Genomic DNA, 18,483 nt, shown 5'->3' on the forward strand with positions numbered 1-18,483 from the left:
TCAGTCTATGGCGGCCTGCCGGGCGAGCTCGGCGCCGCGAGCGACGACGTCGCCGGCGTCGACCTGCGCGGCGTCGCGATAGCGCTTGAACCAGCCGACCTGCCGCCTCGCATAGGTGCGGGTGAGCTGCTGCGTCTCGGCGACGGCCTCGGCACGAGGCATCCGCCCCTGGAGCTCGGCGAGCGCCTGCGCGTAGCCGATCGCCTTGCGGGCCGTGACGCCGCGTTCGAGGCCGAGCGGCACGAGCCCCTGCACCTCGTCGACGAGGCCGGCGGCCCACATGTCCTCGACGCGGCGGTCGAGGCGCTCGACGAGCTCGGCACGGTCGCTGCGGAGGTGCACGATGCGGTGCGGGCGCCAGGGCACGGGATCGTCGGGGATCCGGGCAGCGGCGGGCTCGCCCGTGACCTCGATCACCTCGAGCGCGCGCACGACGCGGCGCCCGTTCCGGGCGTCGACCTTCGCGGCCGTCTCGGGGTCGATCTCGCGCAGTCGAGCGTGCAGCATGCCAGGTCCGTGCTCGGCGAGCTCGGCTTCGAGCCGGGCGCGCACGCCCGCGTCGGTGCCCGGGAACCGGAAGTCGTGGATGACCGACGAGACGTAGAGACCCGACCCTCCGACGAGCAGGGCGACGTCGCCGCGGCCGATGATCTCGTCGATGCGGGCGCGGGCCGCCTCCTGATAGGCGGCGACGGATGCCTCATCGGTGACCTCGAGCACGTCGAGCAGGTGGTGCGGCACGCCCCGGCGCTCCGCGGGCGCGAGCTTCGCGGTGCCGATGTCCATGCCCCGGTAGAGCTGCATGGCGTCGGCGTTGACGACCTCGGCGACCCGGCCCGCGCGCCCGAGCGCCTCGGCGAGGTCGAGGGCGAAGGCCGACTTGCCGGTGCCCGTCGCACCGACGACGGCGATGAGGGTCACGTCAGCGCAGGCCGTCGGTCGGGTCGTAGATGGGGAACGTGCCGACGCCCGGCGAGACGAGCGGCTCGCTCGCGACGCGTAGCGTCGGCAAGCCGAGCGACACCCGTCCGGGCGTCGACGCTCCCGGCGCGGCGGGCACGCCGCAGCTCTCCGCCTGATCGCGGTCCCAGGCGTCACCGGCGCGGGTACGACGGATGCGGAGCGGCGAGCCGTCGATCGAGTCGGCGAGCAGGTGGAAGGGCGCCGCCTGGGTGATCTCGACCGTCACGACATCGCCCGGCCGCGGCAGCTCGGAGCCCTCGGGCACCTCGAAGTGCACGAGCCGACTGTCTTCGGCGCGACCGCTCAGGCGGTGGGTCTCGGCGTCCTTCTTGCCCTCGCCCGTGGCGACGAGCAGGTTCACGGTCGTGCCGACGAGCTTCTGGTTCTCCTCCCAGGAGATGCGCTCCTGCAGTGCGATCAGGCGGTCGTAGCGCTCCTGCACGACCTCCTTCGGCACCTGGTCCTCCATCGTCGCCGCGGGTGTGCCCGGTCGGATGGAGTATTGGAACGTGAACGCGGAAGCGAAGCGCGCGGCCTCGACGACGCGGAGCGTCTCCTGGAAGTCCGCTTCGGTCTCGCCCGGGAAGCCCACGATGATGTCGGTCGAGATCGCGGCGTTCGGGATCTTGGCGCGCACCCGGTCGAGGATGCCGAGGAACTTCTCGGACCGGTAGGAGCGCCGCATCGCCTTGAGGATGCGGTCGGAGCCCGACTGCAGCGGCATGTGCAGCTGCGGCATGACGCTCGGCGTCTCGGCCATCGCGTCGATGACGTCGTCGGTGAAGGCGGCCGGGTGCGGGCTCGTGAAGCGGATGCGCTCGAGCCCGTCGATCTGCCCCGCAGCGCGCAGCAGCTTGCCGAACGCCTGGCGGTCACCGAACTCGACGCCGTAGGAGTTGACGTTCTGGCCGAGCAGGGTCACCTCGACGGCGCCGTCGTCGACGAGCGCCTGGACCTCGGCGAGGATGTCGCCCGGCCGGCGGTCCTTCTCCTTGCCGCGCAGGGCGGGCACGATGCAGAACGTGCACGTGTTGTTGCAGCCCACCGAGATCGACACCCAGCCGCTGTAGGTCGAGTCGCGCTTCGTCGGCAACGTCGACGGGAACACCTCGAGTGCGTCGAGGATCTCGAGCTGCGCCTCGTCGTTGTGGCGGGCCCGCTCGAGCAGGCTCGGCAGCGAGCCCATGTTGTGGGTGCCGAAGACGACGTCGACCCAGGGGGCCTTCTCGAGGATGACGTTCTTGTCCTTCTGGGCGAGGCAGCCGCCCACGGCGATCTGCATGCCCGAGTGGCGGCGCTTGACACCGGCGAGGTGGCCGAGGTTGCCGTAGAGCTTGTTGTCGGCGTTCTCACGCACGGCGCACGTGTTGATGACGACGACGTCGGGCTCGGCGCCGTTGGCCGGAACGTAGCCGGCCGCCTCGAGGGAACCCGAGAGACGTTCGGAGTCGTGGACGTTCATCTGGCACCCGAAGGTGCGGACCTCGTAGGTGCGGGGCGCGGGCTCCGTCGCCTCGGCGCGGTCGACCTCGTGAATGGTGCTCATGATCGCACCAGTCTACGAGTCGTCGGCTGAGAGCGCGGCCGTCACCGCCTCGCGCACGACCTCGCCCGAGTAGCCTCGGCGCTGGAGGAACGCGGAGAGCCGACGTTCGGCCGTTGCGCGGTCGAGGCCCGTGAGCTGGCGCGCCCGCCGCACGGCGACGGTGGTGGCGTTCTCGCGCTCGGCCTCGGGGTCGAGACCGTCGACCGCCGCCCGTGCGACGGCCGGCTCGATGCCGCGCCGGCCCAGCTCGTGCAGGATGGCCCCCGACCCGCGACCGCGGCGGACTCCGTGACTGTGCACGACCTGCTCGGCGAGGCGTGCGTCATCGAGGTAGCCGTAGCGCTCGTAGCGTTCGAGCCACTCCTCGACCTCGACCTCGTCGAGCCCGTGCTCGACGAGCACGGAGCGGACCTCGGCCACCGACAGCGCGGACCGCCGTAGCCGAGAGACGACGAGACGATCGATGCGCTCGTCGCGCTCGATCCCGGTCTCGTCGGGTGGCGGGTCGGCCTCCGCGCTGCGAGGCCGGGAGCGTCGGCGGGCCTGCGAGTCGGGTACGGCGCGAGGGCGGGAGGCGGCCCCGGAAACGGAGCCGCGACCGCCACTACGACCGGCACCGGGCGACGCCTCGCCCGGCTCCTCGCGCGACGCAGACCGGCTCGAGGCTGATTCGCCCGCATCGGTCGTCTCGCCGGTGCCGACCCACGGCAGGTAGGTGACCGGGGCGAGCCGCTCTGCCGACGCGTCGCGCATGCTGCCGCCCTCCCCGGTCACTCGATCAGCCTCGTGCGGACCCGGCCGCTCAGGCGCCCTTGCGCTTCGCGGTGATCGACTCGACGTTCGCCGGCACCGCGTCTGCAGCGGCGGCGCCCGCCTGGCCGATGCCGAGCTTCACGAGGATCTTCTGCTCGATGTCGGCGGCGATGTCGGGGTTCTGCAGCAGGAAGTTGCGGGCGTTCTCTTTGCCCTGCCCCAGCTGGTCGCCGTCGTAGGTGTACCAGGCACCCGACTTCTTGACGATGCCCTGGTCGACGCCGTAGTCGATGAGGCTGCCCTCGCGCGAGATGCCGACACCGTAGAGGATGTCGAACTCGGCCTGCTTGAAGGGCGGCGCCATCTTGTTCTTGACGACCTTCACGCGGGTGCGGTTGCCGACCGCCTCGGAACCGTCTTTCAGGGTCTCGATGCGTCGGATGTCCATGCGGACCGAGGCGTAGAACTTGAGCGCCTTGCCACCGGCCGTCGTCTCGGGGCTGCCGAAGAACACGCCGATCTTCTCGCGCAGCTGGTTGATGAAGATCATCGTGGTGTTCGTCTGGTTGAGACCACCGGTCAGCTTGCGGAGCGCCTGCGACATGAGTCGGGCCTGGAGGCCGACGTGCGAGTCGCCCATCTCGCCCTCGATCTCGGCACGGGGAACGAGCGCCGCGACCGAGTCGATGACGACGAGGTCGATCGACCCCGAACGCACGAGCATGTCGGCGATCTCGAGCGCCTGCTCGCCCGTGTCGGGCTGCGAGACCAGCAGTGCGTCGATGTCGACGCCCAGCTTCTTGGCGTACTCGGGGTCGAGCGCGTGCTCGGCGTCGACGAACGCGGCGATGCCGCCGGCCCGCTGCACGTTCGCGATCGCGTGGAGCGTGAGCGTGGTCTTGCCCGAGGACTCGGGACCGTAGATCTCGACGATGCGGCCGCGCGGGAGCCCACCGACGCCGAGGGCGACGTCGAGGGCGATCGAACCGGTGGGGATGACCTCGACGGGTGCACGCTCCTCTGAACCGAGGCGCATGACCGACCCCTTGCCGAACTGGCGGTCGATCTGGGCGAGGGCGGCTTCGAGCGCCTTCTCGCGGTCTGCGGGTGATGCCATGGTGGTGGGCTCCTTCGATGCTCGTGTTCGGCTGCCTCTAGGCTGTCGTTCTTCGCTGCGGGCCCCGGTTGAACCGGTGCCGACCCGCGGCGTCTCGCGACAAGGCGGTTGCGGTATGTCCCGACGCATCGACCGTATGACCGGCCACCGACATCCGACGCCCTGGCGGGTGAGGATGTGGATGGATTCGCCGTTCCTCCTGCTGTTGAGGACACTAGCGCAGAACCGAACGGATGTTCGAACGGCCGCCCGGCGTGTCGAACAGCCCTTCGTACGCGTCGCCGTCAGCGCGCGGCGCCGCCCGCTTGGCCGGGGACCGGCCGGCCCGCCCCGTGCCGACGCGACTCCGGGACATCCGTCGCCTCGCAGAGGGCGAGCCAGACGTCGCGCGGCCGCACGCCCGCGGCGAGCGCCTCGCGCGCCGTGCGCCCACCGAGTGATGCGAGCACCAGGTCGTTGACGACGACCCCGCCGTAGCCCGCACCGAACTCGGCATCGACGGCGAACTGGAACTCGCTGAGCTTCATGGCACCTCCGGAAACGGCTCCGGCCGGTCAGAAGACCGGCCGGAGTACAGATGGAAACGATCGAGTCAGCGGACCATCATGTCTGCGTCGAACTCGGCGACGAGCTCGTCGGGCAGGCTGTCGGGCACCACCGAGAGGCCCTCGAGCACCGCGATGCGGTCGCCGACCTCGTGCATGATCACCGAGATGGGCGTGTCGAGCGCCTCGGCGACCGAGGCGAGGATCTCGGAGGAAGCCTCTTTCTGGCCCCGCTCGACCTCGCTGAGGTACCCCAGCGCAACACTCGCCTTGGACGCGACCTGCCGGAGCGTGCGCCCCTTCTGCAGGCGGAAGTCCCTCAACACATCGCCGATCTCCTGTCGAACCAGAACCATCGGGGAACCTCCTTCTACACTGCCTCGACCCCGCAGGAGCCGGAAACGGGAGCGTCAGTCTACCTGATGCTCATGTCTTCGAATCTAGCGTGGCACACTGGGGCTTTCGTGTGAACCTGCCACATGTAACAGGGTGTTCACGAAGACTATTCCGCTACCTCGGTTCGTCCTCCCAGGCCGGCAGCGACGCGGTGATCGGCTCGGGTGCGGAGGCCTCGAGCCGGGCCCTGCGGCGCTTCAGCCAGAGGCCGACGACGATGATCACCGCGAGGGTCGCGTAGGCGACGACCGCGAACGGCGAGTGCACGAGGTAGGCGGGATCGCCCTGGCTGATCGCCATCGACTTGCGGAGCTGCTCCTCGGCCATCGGGCCGAGGATGCCGCCGACCACCATCGGTGCGACGGGATACCCGTAGCGACGCATCAGGAAGCCCGCGAGACCCACGACGAGCAGGAGCAGCGTGTCGAACACGTTGAAGTGCAGCGCATACGCGCCGAGGCCCGCGAACGAGAGGATGCCGGCGTAGAGGTACGGCCGCGGGATGCGCAGCACCTTCACCCACATGCCGACGAGCGGCAGGTTGAGCACGAGCAGCATGACGTTGCCGATGTAGAGGCTCGCGATGAGCGCCCAGACGAGACCCGACTGGTTCTCGAACAGCATCGGACCGGGGCGGATGCCGTACGACTGGAACGCGGAGATGATGATGGCCGCGGTCGCCGTGGTCGGCAGGCCGAGCGTGAGCAGCGGCACGAGCACGCCCGCGGCGGCCGCGTTGTTCGCGGCCTCGGGGCCGGCGACGCCCTCGATCGCTCCGCGCCCGAACTCGGCCCTGGCGTTGCCCTTCGCGAGCTTGCGCTCGGTCGCGTACGAGAGGAACGTCGCCACGTCGGCGCCGCCGGCCGGGATCGTGCCGATCGGGAAGCCGATCGCGGTGCCCCGGAGCCACGGCCGCCACGACCGGGACCAGTCGCGCCGCGTCATCCAGCTGCGCCAGCCGCCGGTGACGGGGATGACGCGCACGGGGCCGTGCCGGAGCCGGGAGGCCACGTAGAGCGTCTCGCCGAGCGCGAAGAGCCCCACCGCGATGATCACGACGTCGATGCCGTCGGCGAGGCTCGGGACGCCGAGCGTGTACCGCTGCTGGCCCGAGAGCACCTCGGTGCCGACGAGCCCGAGCATGAGGCCGAGCCCGAGCGAGACGAGCCCGCGCGGCACGCTCGGGCCGAGCAGCGCCCCGACCGTGAGGAAGGCCACGACGATGAGCGCGAAGTAGTCGGCCGGGCCGAGCTGCACGGCGAGCTTCGAGATGCCCGGCGCCAGGAACGTCAGGCCGAGCGTGGCCGCGGTACCCGCGACGAAGGAGCCGAGCGCCGCCGTCGCGAGGGCCGCGGCTCCGCGGCCGGCCTTGGCCATGCGGTTGCCCTCGAGGGCCGTCACGATCGAGGAGGACTCCCCCGGCGTGTTCAGCAGGATCGAGGTCGTCGAGCCGCCGTACATGCCGCCGTAGTAGATGCCGGCGAAGACGATGAGGGCGCCCGTCGGGTCGAGCGAGTACGTGAGCGGCAGCAGCAGCGCGACGGTCATCGCGGGGCCGATGCCCGGCAGCACGCCCACCGCGGTGCCGACGAAGACGCCGAAGAGCGCATAGAGCAGGTACTGCGGCTGCAGGGCCGTGGCGAAGCCCTCGAGCAGGGCGTTGAGGCTATCCATGGAAGATCGGGATCCAGTCGAGGAGCGGGCCGGCGGGCAGCGAGAGCCCGAGCCAGGCGCCGAAGACGAGTTGCGTGACGAGCCCGAGGCCGAGCCCGATGAGGAGGGCGACCCACCAGCGCTTCGCGCCGAGTGCGAGCGCGCCGCCCGCGAAGAGCACCGTCACGGCGAACGGCCAGCCGGCGAATTCGATGAGCACGAGCTGCGTCGCGAAGCACAGCACGAGGAGTCCCACGGTGCGCCAGTCGGTCGGTGCGTCGGGATCGATGTCCTCGCCGTCGTCGGGCACGCCGCGGTGACCGCGAGCGAGCTGCACGAGCACGACGGCGGCGGCGACGAGCAGCAGCACGCCGACGGCGTACGGGAAGACGCGCGGGCCCAGCACGCTCGCCGAGCCCGGCGGCACCCGGATGAAGCCGGCGCCGATGATCGCGTACACCCCGACCGCAGCGCAGAACCCCGCGAACGCGAACTCCCCCACCGGTGCGTGCGAGCGCCCGGCGGTTGGAACCTCGCCTCCCCCCGACGCGGGGGCGTCGAGCGGAGGCTGGGCTCCCCCCGACGCGGGGGCGTCGAGGGGAGCCTCGGCCGGATCGGTCACTGCTCGACCAGGCCGATCGTCTGCAGGGTGCCGGTGACCTCGGCAATGTTCGCGTCGAGGAACGACGAGAACTCGTCGCCCGTCTCGAAGGCGTCGGCCCAGCCCTTCTCCTCGAGCTCGGCGGCCCAGCCCGCCGAGTCGTGCATCTCGGTGACGAGCTCGGTGAGCGCCGCGGCCTCGTCGTCGGAGATGCCGCCCGGCGCGAGCACACCGCGCCAGTTGGTGAGCTCGACGTCGTAGCCCTCGTCGACGAGGGTCGGCACGTCGGGCAGTACCGCGCTCGGCTCGGGCGACGACACCGCGAGTGCGCGCAGCTCGCCCGCCTCGATCTGCTCGGCGAACTCGCCGACGCCCGAGATGCCCGCCTGCACCGTCCCTCCGAGGAGCATCGTGACGGCCTCGCCGCCGCCGGAGTTCGGGATGTAGTTCAGCGTCGTCGGCACGTCGGCCGCATCGACCCCTGCCTCGACGAGCAGCATGCCGGCGAGGATGTGGTCGGCGCCGCCCGCCGAGCCGCCGGTCACCGAGACGGCGGCCCCGTCCTCGACGATCGCGTCGACGAGGTCCTCGGTCGTCTCGTACGGCGAGTCGGCGGGCACGACGACCACGAGCGCCTCCTCGGTCAGCTTCGCGATGGGCGTCGTGTCCTCGATGCGGCTCGCCGACGCGTTCGTCTCGACGGCTCCGACCATGACGAGCCCCGTCACCATGAGCGTCGCAGGGTCCTTCTCGTTGGCGAGCGCGGCGAGGCCGACCGTGCCGCCGGCGCCGCCGATGTTCTCGACGGGCGCCGAGCCGACGAGGTCCTCGTCGGTCAGCACCTTCGACATCGCCCGGGCCGTCTGGTCCCAGCCGCCGCCCGGATCGGCCGGCGCGATGAGGTTCACCGAGTCGAAGCTCACCGCCTCGCCGGAGCCGTCGCCTCCGGACTCCGCGTCGGCGGCCGGGCTCGAGCACGCCGCGAGGGCGAGCACACCGGCGAGCCCCAGGCCGAGGCCTGCGGCCGCCCGACGGGCGATGGGTCGTGCGGCCGTGCGGCCGCCCTGATCGGCCGAGAGGCTCGGCCCGCTGTGAGATCGCAATTCTCCTCCTTGAGCGTCCGCAGCAGTGCGGACGACGATCGATTCGGGTCGACGCTAGGAGCGGCATCCGCGTCGGGGAATGCTGCGGTCGTAACGGTCGTACTGGTCGTTTCGGTCGATTCGGTCGTATTGGTCGCGGGACGGATGCGAGGGCGGCGCACCAGCTGGGGCACACTTGACGGGTGGTCCGGTCGATGACGCTTGGCACGCAGCTGCTCCTGCTGCAGCTCGCGATCGTGCTCGTCACGGTCGTCGGCACCGGCGCCACGGCGATGTGGATGCAGGAGCAGCAGCTGCGCGACGCGTACCAGGACCGCATGATCGCCGTCGCGCAGTCGGTCGCGGGGCTCCCGGTCATCACCGAGGCGTTCGACGACGCCGATCCCGCCGCGACGATCCAGCCGGTCGCCGAGGTGATCCGCGAGGCCTCCGACGTCACCTACATCGTCGTCTCCGACGACGAGGGCATCCGCTTCTCGCACCCCAACCCCGACCGCATCGGCGAGCGGGTGTCGACCGACCCGACGATCCCGCTCTCGGGGCAGGTCTACGTCGGCACCCAGACCGGCACGCTCGGCGAATCGTGGCGCGTCAAGGTGCCGATCTTCGACGACGACGGCTCGGTCATGGGGCAGGTGTCCGTCGGCATCCTCGAGTCCGAGCTGCGTGCCGACTTCCTCGACGACCTGACCCTGCTCGTGGCCGCCCTCGTCGTGGCCGCCGTGCTCGGCGTCATCGGCTCGGCGTGGATCGGCCGCGTCATCCGGCGCCGCATCTACGGGCTCGAGCCCGACGAGATCAGGGCGATGCTCGAGACCCGCGAGGCGATGCTGCACGGCATCCGCGAGGGGCTCGTGGCCGTCGACGAGCGCGGCCGCATCGTGCTCGTGAACGACGCCGCAGCGCGCCTCCTCGACCTCGCCGACGCCGTGGGCGCGCTCGGTCGCGCGGTCGACGAGGTGCTCGACCCCGCGCTCGCCCGCTTCATCGTCTCGGGCGAGGAGCGCGAGAGCCCGGTGCTCTCGGGCGAGCGGGTGCTGCTCGTGCACGGCGACCGGGTGCGCATCGACGGCCGCGACATCGGCTCGATCGCCATCCTCCGCGACCGCACCGAGCTCGAGACCACGCTGCGCGAACTCGAAGGGGCGCAGGGCCTCGCCGAGGGGCTGCGCGCGCAATCGCACGAGTTCTCGAACAAGCTGCACGTCGTGAGCGGGCTGCTCGAGCTCGGCCACGTCGAGGCGGCGCTCGAGTTCATCGAGCGGGTCGGCAGCGGTGGCGCATTGTCGGTGCTCGACGACCACGACGGCGTCGCGGACCTCGAGGTCGCGGCACTCGTGCTCGCGAAGCGCACCCGCGCGCAGGAGCTCGGCGTCGCCGTCGAGCTCGCACCCGACGCGCACCTCGATGCCCCACGCGGGGGCGAGCCGCGCACGGAGCTGCTCACCATCGTCGGCAACCTGCTCGACAACGCGATCGAGGCGTGCGTGCTGGGCGGTCGCGTCATGCTCGGCGTGCGCGACGACCTCGAGCCGGCCACCGTCGTCGTACGCGTCGACGACGACGGGCCGGGCGTCGCGCCGGCACAACGCGCGGCCGTGTTCGAACCGGATGTCTCGGGCAAGGCTCCCGCTCCCGGCAAGGCGCGACGCGGCATCGGGCTCGCGATCGTGCAGCGCATCGCCCGCCGCCTCGGCGGCGATGCCGTGGTCGGCGACTCGCCGCTCGGCGGCGCCGCGTTCACCGTGCGGATCCCGTGGTCGCCCGCGGCGTCGGCATCCGACCGGTCTGCGGCAGTCGCGCACGGGGGTCCGCCGCGATGAACCACGCGCCGCATTGGTCCGACATCGCGGTCGTCGTCGTCGACGACGACCTCTCGGTCGCACGCGTCAACCGTGCGTTCGTGGCGGCGCAGCCGGGGTTCGCCGTCGTCGCGGAGGCCCACACCGGCGGCGAGGCACTCGCGATCATCGCCCGGCATCGTCCCGACGTCGTGCTGCTCGACGTGTACCTGCCCGACCTCGGCGGCCTCGAGGTGCTGCGCCGGCTGCGCGCTTCGGGCGACGACGTCGAGGTCATCGCCGTGACCGCGGCACGCGACCTCGAGACGGTGCGCAGGGCCCGTTCGCTCGGCGTGCGCCACTATCTCGTGAAGCCGTTCTCGGGTGCGCAGCTCGGCGATCGACTCGAGGAGGTGCGTCGCGTCATCGACGCCGACCGCTCGACGCGGGCCGTGCCGCTCGACCAGCGTGCGGTCGACCAGGTCATCGGCTCGGCACCGGTGCGCCGTGGCGCCCTGCCGAAGGGCCTGTCGGCCGTGAGCCTCGAGCGGGTCGCCGCCGGCCTGGCCTCGTGCGCCGGGGACGCCTCGGCCGCCGAGATCGCCGAGCTGCTCGGGATGTCGCGGGTGAGTGCCCGACGCTACCTCGAGCACCTCGTCTCGACCGGCGCCGCCGAGGTCGCGCCCCGGTACGGCTCGGCCGGACGCCCCGAGCATCGCTACCGCGTGCCGGGGTCCTCCTCGCGCTGACGGTCGCCGGCGGCGCCGAGCTCGTCGAGCTCGTCGAGCGCGTCGAGCGCGTCGATCGCGTCGATCGCGTCGAGCGCGTCGAGCGCTGCCCGGATCGCGGCGGCCACCGTCTGCCGCCGGATCGACGCGCGATCGCCCGAGAGTGCCAGGTCGATCACCTCCACCCGGTCGCCGACCGCGATGCCGACGAACACGGTGCCGACCGCGCGTCCGTCCTGCAGGTCAGGACCGGCGACCCCGGTCGTCGAGAGCCCGATGTCGGCAGGGCGTCCCGCGACCGCGAGCGCCGTGCGCGCGCCCGCCGCCATCTGCCGAGCCACCTCGGGATGCACGGCGCCCTCGCGCCGGAGCAGGTCGGCGTCGACCCCGAGCAGCGACCCCTTCACCGCCGTGTCGTAGGCGACCACGCCGCCCGAGACGACGAGCGAGGCGCCGGGAACGCTCGTGAGCCCGGCCGCGAGGAGCCCGCCCGTGAGCGACTCGGCGACCGCGATGCGCAGGCCGCGCCGCGTGAGCTCCGCGACGAGGCGCGCGGTCGCGTCGTCGCCGGCCGCGCCCGGCCCGGTCACGCCGAGGTGCCCCTCGCGAGCCGCACGGCATCGCGGACGTAGAGCAGGCCCGACCACACCGTGAGCACGAGCGCGGCCGCGAGCAGCACGGCGTTCACCCAGGCCATCCACTCACCGAGCAGAGCCGGCAGCGGCGCGAGGGCGAACGAGATCGCGACGGCCTGCACGACGGTCTTCAGCTTGCCGCCCGACGAGGCCGGAACGACGTTGCCGCGCCCGAGCTCGACGAAGCGCCAGACGGTGATGCCCACCTCGCGCAGCACGATGAGCCCCGTGACCCACCAGGGCACCTCGCCGAGGATCGACAGGCAGACGAGCGCGCCGCTCGTGAGCAGCTTGTCGGCGATCGGGTCGAGGATCTTGCCGAGATCGGTGACGAGTCCTCGGCTGCGGGCGATGTGCCCGTCGATGCCGTCGGTCGCGATCGCGATGACGAAGAGCGCCGTCGCCGCCCAGCGCATCGGGCCGCCCTGCCCGTCATCGGCGAGGAGGAGCCAGAAGAACACTGGCGCGAGCAGGATCCGGACGATCGTGATCGCGTTCGGCAGGTTCCAGTTCGCCGATCGGGCGCGCCCTTCGGCGGAGGAGGTCATGACGCCAAGGATACCGGGCGCTCAGTCTCTGCCGGTGAGCCCCCAGGCGTCTTCGTCGCCGCCCTCGGCCTCGACCTCTTCGAGGCCCTCGGGGATGCGCCCGACGGGATCGTCGTACCGATCGTCGACGTCGTACCGGGCCGGCGCCGCGGGCGCCGACGGAGCGGGTGCCGCCGCTGCGGCGGCCACGGCTGCGCCCGGCACCGGTGCGGACGGAGCGCTCGGCTCGCCGCGCAGCTTCGCGAGCACGCCCGGCAGCTGCTCGGCAGTCACGAGCACATCGCGCGCCTTCGATCCCTCGGACGGACCGACGATCTCGCGGGACTCGAGCAGGTCCATGAGCCGGCCCGCCTTGGCGAAGCCGACGCGCAGCTTGCGCTGGAGCATCGAGGTCGAGCCGAACTGGGTCGAGACGACGAGCTCGGCCGCGGCGAGCAGCAACTCGAGGTCGTCGCCGATGTCGGAGTCGATCTCCTTCCGCTCGACGGCGGCGGCGACGTCTTGACGGTACTCGGGGCGCGCCTGCCGCGTCACGTGGGTGACGACCTTCTCGATCTCGGCCTCGGTGACCCAGGCGCCCTGCACGCGGAGCGGCTTCGACGCCCCCATAGGCAGGAACAGCGCGTCGCCCTGCCCGATGAGCTTGTCGGCGCCGGGCTGGTCGAGGATGACTCGCGAGTCGGTCACGCTCGTCACCGCGAAGGCGAGGCGCGACGGCACGTTGGCCTTGATGAGGCCCGTGACGACGTCGACCGACGGCCGCTGCGTCGCGAGCACGAGGTGGATGCCCGACGCGCGCGCGAGCTGCGTGATGCGCACGATCGAGTCCTCGACGTCGCGCGGGGCGACCATCATGAGGTCGGCGAGCTCGTCGACCACGACGAGCAGGTAGGGGTAGGGCTTGAGCTTGCGCTCGGAGCCCGCGGGCAGCACGATCTCGTCGTTCACGACGGCCTTGTTGAAGTCGTCGATGTGGCGGAACCCGAACGACGCGAGGTCGTCGTACCGCATGTCCATCTCCTTCACGACCCACTGCAGCGCCTCGGCCGCCTTCTTCGGGTTCGTGATGATGGGGGTGATCAGGTGCGGCACGCCGGCGTACGGCGCGAGCTCGACGCGCTTCGGGTCGATGAGCACCATGCGCACGTCGGAGGGCTTCGCCCGCATGAGCAGGCTCGTGATCATCGAGTTCACGAAGCTCGACTTGCCCGAGCCGGTGGAGCCGGCGACGAGCAGGTGCGGCATCTTCGCGAGGTTCGCGACGACGTAACCGCCGCCCACGTCCTTGCCGACGCCGATCGTCATCGGGTGCTTCGCCCCGACCGCCGCGTGCGAGCGCAGCACGTCGCCGAGCGTCACCGTCTCGCGGTCGGCGTTCGGGATCTCGACGCCGATCGCGCTCTTGCCCGGGATCGGCGAGAGGATGCGCACCTCGTTGGACGCGACCGCGTAGGCGAGGTTCTTCGAGAGCGCCGTGACCCGCTCGACCTTCACACCCGGGCCGAGCTCGATCTCGTACTGCGTCACCGTCGGACCGCGGGAGAACCCGGTCACCTTCGCGTCGACCGAGAACTGCTCGAGCACGCCCGTGATCTGGCGCACGACGTCGTCGTTCGCCTGCGACCGCGACTTCGCCGGCGGGCCGGCCGCGAGCGTCGCGGCCGACGGCAGGAAGTACGGCCGGTCGGGCTGGTCGCCCGCGTCGGCTTCGGCCGGCACGAGGGATGCCTCGGCGCCGGTGCCGACCGCATCGGGCGCGAAGTCCGCGGCCGCGTCGTAGAGCGGGATCGCTTGGGTCGCCCCGGCGTCGTCGCCGCGCAGCCCGATGCCTGCGGACTGCGGGTCGCCCGCGAAGTTCGCGACCGCGGACTCCGCCCGCTCGAGGTCGCCGAGCAACTCCGTGCCGTACGCGTCGGCGCCGCCGGCGCCCTCGATGGGGCTGTCGAAGCTGCCCGCCGCGGAGCCCGCGCCGAACACCTCGGTGAGGCCGTCGACACCCGAGGCCTCGAAGTCGGGGTCCTCTTCACGCCCGTTCGCGTTGCGACGCCACCACGGCACGAGGCCGGGCGACGCGTCGTCGTCGGACTCGCCGTCGAGGCCGTCGAGCTCGGTCGGGACGCTCTTCTCCTTCTTGCGGCGCGACGGTTTCGCCGCGGCATCGGGCTCGGGCTCGGGCTCGACCTCGTCGGGGGCGCCGAACAGCCAGGCGTACAGTTCGCGGAATCGCGCCGGAATGCGGTTCGGCGGGGTCTTCGTGATGATGAGCACCGAGAGCACGACGAGCAGGATCACGACGATCGCCGCGCCCACCTCGGTGATCAGCAGGATGAGCGGGGCCGCGAGCATCCACCCGAGGATGCCGCCGGCCCGTGCCAGCACGGCCATGCCGTCGCTCGGCTCGGGCTGGCCGCCGAAGATGTGGCACAGGGCCGAGACGCTCACGAGCAGCAGGCCGAGACCGATGCCGATGCGCGTGTTGTCGTGCACCGAGCTCGGGTGCCGGAAGAGCCAGATCGCGAACAGCAGCATGATGATCGGCAGGGCGAACGCGACGCGCCCGAACAGCATGCCGAACGTCCACGAGTCGAGCGTCTGCGCCACGGGCTCGTTGATGAAGAACCACTCGACGACGGCGCCCGCGACCGCGAGCAGCACGAGGAAGAACGGCAGCCCGTCGCGGCGCTCGTCTTTCTGCAGGGTCTCGGGCCCGAGCGCGCGGGCTGCGCCGCCGGTCAGGTGGGCGAGCCCCATCCAGGCCTTGACGACGACGTTGGGACCGGTCGACGCCGGTGCCGGCTTCTTCGCCGACGTGGCGCGCGTCGACGCCGCCGGCAGTTTCTTCGTCGGTGCCGTCTTCGACGCCGAGGTGCGCGAGCTGCCGCCGCGGGACGAGGTGCCCGAGGCGCGCCCGTTCGACTTGGTGCCCGTAGCCATGCTCACAAGGCTACGGCCGCAGGCCGACACGGCCCGGTAGGTCGCCGGGGGTGTTCGCGATCGGGGCGGGAGCGAGCATCAGAACCGGATCGCATCGATCACCCGGACCCGCACGGCGGCGAGGGCGGGCACGAGCCCCGCGAGCGCGCCGACGGCGACCGCCGCCGCGATGCCGATGACCGCGGCCTCGACCGGGAAGCCCGGCATGTCCTCGATCTGCGCACCACCGAGCGCCATGCCCATGAGGGGGCTGCGCACGAGCGCGATCGAGATGCCGACGCCGACGACGCCCGCGACGAAGGTGCCGACGACCGATTCCATGAGCACCGCGAAGAACACGCGCCCCGCAGACGCCCCGAACGACCGGCGGATGCCGATCTCCCGGATCCGGGTGCGGACCGTGACGAGCGACACCGTGACGAGTCCGAGCGCACCGAGCAGCAGGATCACGACCGCGACCCCGGCGACGGTGAGCTTGAGCGGCAGGTAGGGATCGTCGCCCATCGCGGCGTAGTCGCTTCGCCAGCCGTCGACGTTCGCCCCGTCGCCGAGGCCCTCGCGGAACGCCGCCCGCATCGACTCGGTCAGCTCATCGGAGACGCCGTCGGGCACCCACATCTCGTACGAGGGCATGAACGCGCCCATCACGGGGTCGGGGGTGTCGGGCTGCAGCGCGAGGTACGCGTCGGTCAGCACGAACATCGTCGGCTGCGTGTCCCACTCGCTCTGGGCCGGGGTCACCCCGACGACGACCGCGTCGACGCGATCCGAGCCGACGAGTTCGACGACCGGGTGCGTCGCGAGCGGCGGCCGACCGATCTTCGACCAGAACGCCTCGTTGACGACGAGCGCCGGCGCGAGCCGGTCGGCGTCGCGATCGGTGAACCAGCGGCCCTCCGACACCGCGACGCGGTGGATCACCCCGTAGTCGGGATCGACGACCTGCGCCTGCACCTGCAGCGCGCCGTCGGCGAAGGGCACGGAGAGCCCGCCCCAGCCGACGCGGCTCGCGAAGTCGATGCCGTGGCGGTCGAGGGCGTCCTGCCAGGCGACGTCGGCCTGCGCGGGGTCGATGGTGCCCGTCATGCTGTACGCGTTGAGGCTGACCGTCGCCGGCCGGCCGCCGCTGCGCTCCTGCAGCTCGCGTCCGGCCTGCTCGGCTATCGCCCCGGCGCCGACGACCGTCGCGAGCGCGCAGACGGCCGCGGCGACGCCGATCAGGGAGAGGAGCACGCGCCCCTTGTGCACGCGGAGCTCCTCGAAGGCCTCGACCACGGTCGCGACCACCGACGTCGCGAACCCGACGATCGCGCGCCTCACGCCGCGGCCTCGTCGGACGTGCCCGGCGCGATCGCCGATGCGGCCAGGGCCGTCTCGTGCGCCTCGAGGTGCCCGCTCACGAGCCGGAAGTGCCGGTTCGCACGAGCCGCGATCGACGGATCATGGGTGATCGTGACGAGTGCGGCGCCCGTCTCGTCGGCCACCGACTCGATGAGCGACATGACCTCGGCGCCGGTCTCGAGATCGAGCGCACCCGTCGGTTCGTCGGCGAGGATGAGTCGGGGTCGTCGCACGAGCGCCCGCGCGATCGCGACGCGCTGCTGCTCGCCGCCCGAGAGCCGTTCGGGCTTGGCATCGAGCCGGGCGCCGAGCCCCACGCGCTCGAGCATCTCCGTCGCGAGCCGTTCGCGGCGCCAGAACGAGCGACCGCCCGCGTAGAGCAGCGGCGTCTGCACGTTCTCGAGGGCCGTGCGCCCGGGCAGCAGGTTGAACTGCTGGAACACGAAGCCGATGCCGTCACCGCGGAGCCGGTCGCGCGTGCCGCTGCGGGTGCGGCGCACGTCGACGCCGAGGCAGTGCAGCTCCCCCGCCGTGGGCAGGTCGAGGAGGCCCAGCAGGTTGAGCAGCGTCGACTTGCCCGACCCGCTGCGCCCGACGATCGAGACCCGGTCGCCCTCGGCGATCTCGAGGTCGACATCGGTGAGGATCTCGAGCGGCGAGCCGTCGGCCAGCTCCACCGTCCGTCCGACGCCCTGCGCGACGACGAGGCTCACTTGACCGGTGTCCCGCACATCATGGCGCCGTCGGACGTCGCCACGCACGCCTCGCCCTCGCCGGCCTCGGCGCCCGGCACGAACTGCAGCACCAGGTCGCCCTCGCCGAGGCCCTCGATGACCTCGACCTTCGAGCCGTCCGAGAGACCGAGCTTGACCTCTTGCTCCACGGGTTCGCCGTCGTCGCCGACGAGCCAGACGACGCCCGTCTCGGCGCCGCCCTCGACGGCCGTCGTGGGCACGGTGAGCACGTCCTCGGCGCTGCCCGCCGAGATCTTCACCTGCGCCGTCAGTCCCGCGAACACCTGCACGTCGGCGGGCACGGCGCACCGCACGGTCGTCGTCGACCCGCCCTCGGGCGCCGACCCGCCGCTGTCACCTGCCTGCTGGCCGCTCCCGGCGAGCGGGGTGGAGATCTTCAGGCCCGTGCACGTGAACGGGGCGGGCCCGCCGGCGATCGTCACGACCGCCTCCGTCGGAGCGCTCGTCAGCCGGTACTGCTGCTCGGGACTCAACGTCGCGGTCACGCTGAAGCTCGGCGGCGCCACCTGGCCGGCGACCTCCCCGGTCGAGACCGGCTGCCCCGGGATGACATCGAGCGACGAGAGCACGCCCGCGACCGGGGCGAGCACCTTCTCGTAGTGGAACGTCGGCTGCGGCGGGGACGCGACCGGGGCGGCGCCACCCGCGGGCGGCGTCTCGGGCTCGGCGACCGCGACGGCGTCGAGCTCGTCCTCCACCTTGATGTCGAACAGCTTCTGCCCGGCGTCGACTCGCTGGCCGACCTTCGCGAACACCTCGTCGACCGGCCCCGTGGCCGCGGCCTTCACCGGCACCGAGGCATCCGCATCGACCGTGCCGGTGAGCAGCACGTCGTTCGCGATCACGCCGCGCTCGACCGGGACCTGCGGCTCGGTCACCGAGCCCGTCGGCGTGAGCGCCTCGGCCTCGGGCTCCGAGCGATCGGGGAAGAACGCCAGCTTCGTGAGGGCCACCGCGATGACCGCGATGACCACGATGCGAACGATCGGGAAGATCCACTTGCGCCAGACGCCCACGGCACTCCTTCGTCGGGTCGCCCGGGATGAAGGGCCGCGGGCATCTCCCCCACCCTATGGAGTCGGCG

17 protein-coding genes are annotated in these 18,483 nt (G+C 72.0%); 2 read left to right on the forward strand and 15 right to left on the reverse strand.

Annotation, left to right across the window (positions count from 1 at the left end):
• From miaA to AC3RJ6_RS14810, 9 genes are all read right to left on the reverse strand, one after another.
• Complete coding sequence (gene miaA, locus AC3RJ6_RS14770) at window positions 1–921, reverse strand: tRNA (adenosine(37)-N6)-dimethylallyltransferase MiaA (RefSeq protein ID WP_491427850.1); 921 nt, start codon at window positions 919–921, stop codon at window positions 1–3.
• Window position 922: 1 nt separating this feature from the next.
• Window positions 923–2,509, reverse strand: coding sequence for a tRNA (N6-isopentenyl adenosine(37)-C2)-methylthiotransferase MiaB (gene miaB / locus AC3RJ6_RS14775; RefSeq protein ID WP_491427851.1), 1,587 nt, complete (start codon window positions 2,507–2,509; stop codon window positions 923–925).
• Between the two features lie 12 nt (window positions 2,510–2,521).
• Window positions 2,522–3,283, reverse strand: a complete 762-nt coding sequence (locus AC3RJ6_RS14780; protein ID WP_491427852.1) for a regulatory protein RecX — start codon at window positions 3,281–3,283, stop codon at window positions 2,522–2,524.
• 28 nt (window positions 3,284–3,311) lie between these two features.
• Window positions 3,312–4,379 (reverse strand): recombinase RecA, encoded by a 1,068-nt coding sequence (gene recA, locus AC3RJ6_RS14785; protein WP_491427854.1) that lies wholly within the window; start codon window positions 4,377–4,379, stop codon window positions 3,312–3,314.
• Between the two features lie 284 nt (window positions 4,380–4,663).
• Window positions 4,664–4,906: a DUF3046 domain-containing protein gene (locus tag AC3RJ6_RS14790; RefSeq protein WP_491427855.1), complete on the reverse strand. Its 243-nt coding sequence runs from the start codon at window positions 4,904–4,906 to the stop codon at window positions 4,664–4,666.
• Window positions 4,907–4,971: 65 nt separating this feature from the next.
• On the reverse strand, window positions 4,972–5,280 hold the full coding sequence (locus AC3RJ6_RS14795) for a helix-turn-helix domain-containing protein (protein WP_130351053.1): 309 nt from the start codon (window positions 5,278–5,280) through the stop codon (window positions 4,972–4,974).
• Window positions 5,281–5,434: 154 nt separating this feature from the next.
• Window positions 5,435–6,994, reverse strand: a complete 1,560-nt coding sequence (locus AC3RJ6_RS14800; protein ID WP_491427856.1) for a tripartite tricarboxylate transporter permease — start codon at window positions 6,992–6,994, stop codon at window positions 5,435–5,437.
• Window positions 6,987–7,475, reverse strand: a complete 489-nt coding sequence (locus AC3RJ6_RS14805; protein WP_491427857.1) for a tripartite tricarboxylate transporter TctB family protein — start codon at window positions 7,473–7,475, stop codon at window positions 6,987–6,989. Before AC3RJ6_RS14805 ends, AC3RJ6_RS14800 begins: the two co-directional genes overlap by 8 nt.
• 116 nt (window positions 7,476–7,591) lie before the next feature.
• Window positions 7,592–8,677 (reverse strand): Bug family tripartite tricarboxylate transporter substrate binding protein, encoded by a 1,086-nt coding sequence (locus AC3RJ6_RS14810; RefSeq protein ID WP_491427858.1) that lies wholly within the window; start codon window positions 8,675–8,677, stop codon window positions 7,592–7,594.
• Between the two features lie 194 nt (window positions 8,678–8,871).
• On the opposite strand from AC3RJ6_RS14810, the gene AC3RJ6_RS14815 reads away from it, so the two are divergent.
• Both AC3RJ6_RS14815 and AC3RJ6_RS14820 read left to right on the forward strand, forming a co-directional pair.
• Window positions 8,872–10,500: an ATP-binding protein gene (locus tag AC3RJ6_RS14815; RefSeq protein WP_491427859.1), complete on the forward strand. Its 1,629-nt coding sequence runs from the start codon at window positions 8,872–8,874 to the stop codon at window positions 10,498–10,500.
• The gene (locus AC3RJ6_RS14820; protein ID WP_491427860.1) at window positions 10,497–11,207 is read left to right on the forward strand and encodes a response regulator; all 711 of its coding nucleotides are present in this window, start codon (window positions 10,497–10,499) and stop codon (window positions 11,205–11,207) included. The genes AC3RJ6_RS14815 and AC3RJ6_RS14820 overlap by 4 nt, the downstream gene beginning before the upstream one ends.
• Here AC3RJ6_RS14820 and AC3RJ6_RS14825 read toward each other — a convergent pair.
• The 6 genes from AC3RJ6_RS14825 to AC3RJ6_RS14850 all read right to left on the reverse strand — a co-directional run bounded on the left by AC3RJ6_RS14825 (window position 11,177) and on the right by AC3RJ6_RS14850 (window position 18,415).
• Complete coding sequence (locus tag AC3RJ6_RS14825; RefSeq protein WP_491427861.1) at window positions 11,177–11,776, reverse strand: CinA family protein; 600 nt, start codon at window positions 11,774–11,776, stop codon at window positions 11,177–11,179. The two genes, AC3RJ6_RS14820 and AC3RJ6_RS14825, sit on opposite strands and share 31 nt — an antisense overlap.
• Complete coding sequence (pgsA, locus tag AC3RJ6_RS14830) at window positions 11,773–12,369, reverse strand: CDP-diacylglycerol--glycerol-3-phosphate 3-phosphatidyltransferase (RefSeq protein WP_491427862.1); 597 nt, start codon at window positions 12,367–12,369, stop codon at window positions 11,773–11,775. The genes AC3RJ6_RS14825 and pgsA overlap by 4 nt, the downstream gene beginning before the upstream one ends.
• 21 nt (window positions 12,370–12,390) lie before the next feature.
• Window positions 12,391–15,303: an FtsK/SpoIIIE family DNA translocase gene (locus AC3RJ6_RS14835; RefSeq protein ID WP_491427863.1), complete on the reverse strand. Its 2,913-nt coding sequence runs from the start codon at window positions 15,301–15,303 to the stop codon at window positions 12,391–12,393.
• Window positions 15,304–15,381: 78 nt separating this feature from the next.
• On the reverse strand, window positions 15,382–16,623 hold the full coding sequence (locus tag AC3RJ6_RS14840) for an ABC transporter permease (RefSeq protein ID WP_491427864.1): 1,242 nt from the start codon (window positions 16,621–16,623) through the stop codon (window positions 15,382–15,384).
• The gene (locus AC3RJ6_RS14845) at window positions 16,620–17,357 is read right to left on the reverse strand and encodes an ABC transporter ATP-binding protein (RefSeq protein ID WP_491427865.1); all 738 of its coding nucleotides are present in this window, start codon (window positions 17,355–17,357) and stop codon (window positions 16,620–16,622) included. The genes AC3RJ6_RS14840 and AC3RJ6_RS14845 overlap by 4 nt, the downstream gene beginning before the upstream one ends.
• Window positions 17,354–18,415, reverse strand: a complete 1,062-nt coding sequence (locus AC3RJ6_RS14850) for an efflux RND transporter periplasmic adaptor subunit (RefSeq protein ID WP_491427866.1) — start codon at window positions 18,413–18,415, stop codon at window positions 17,354–17,356. Before AC3RJ6_RS14850 ends, AC3RJ6_RS14845 begins: the two co-directional genes overlap by 4 nt.
• Between the last annotated feature and the right edge of the window lie 68 nt (window positions 18,416–18,483).

This window comes from Agromyces cucurbitae (genome assembly GCF_058349945.1).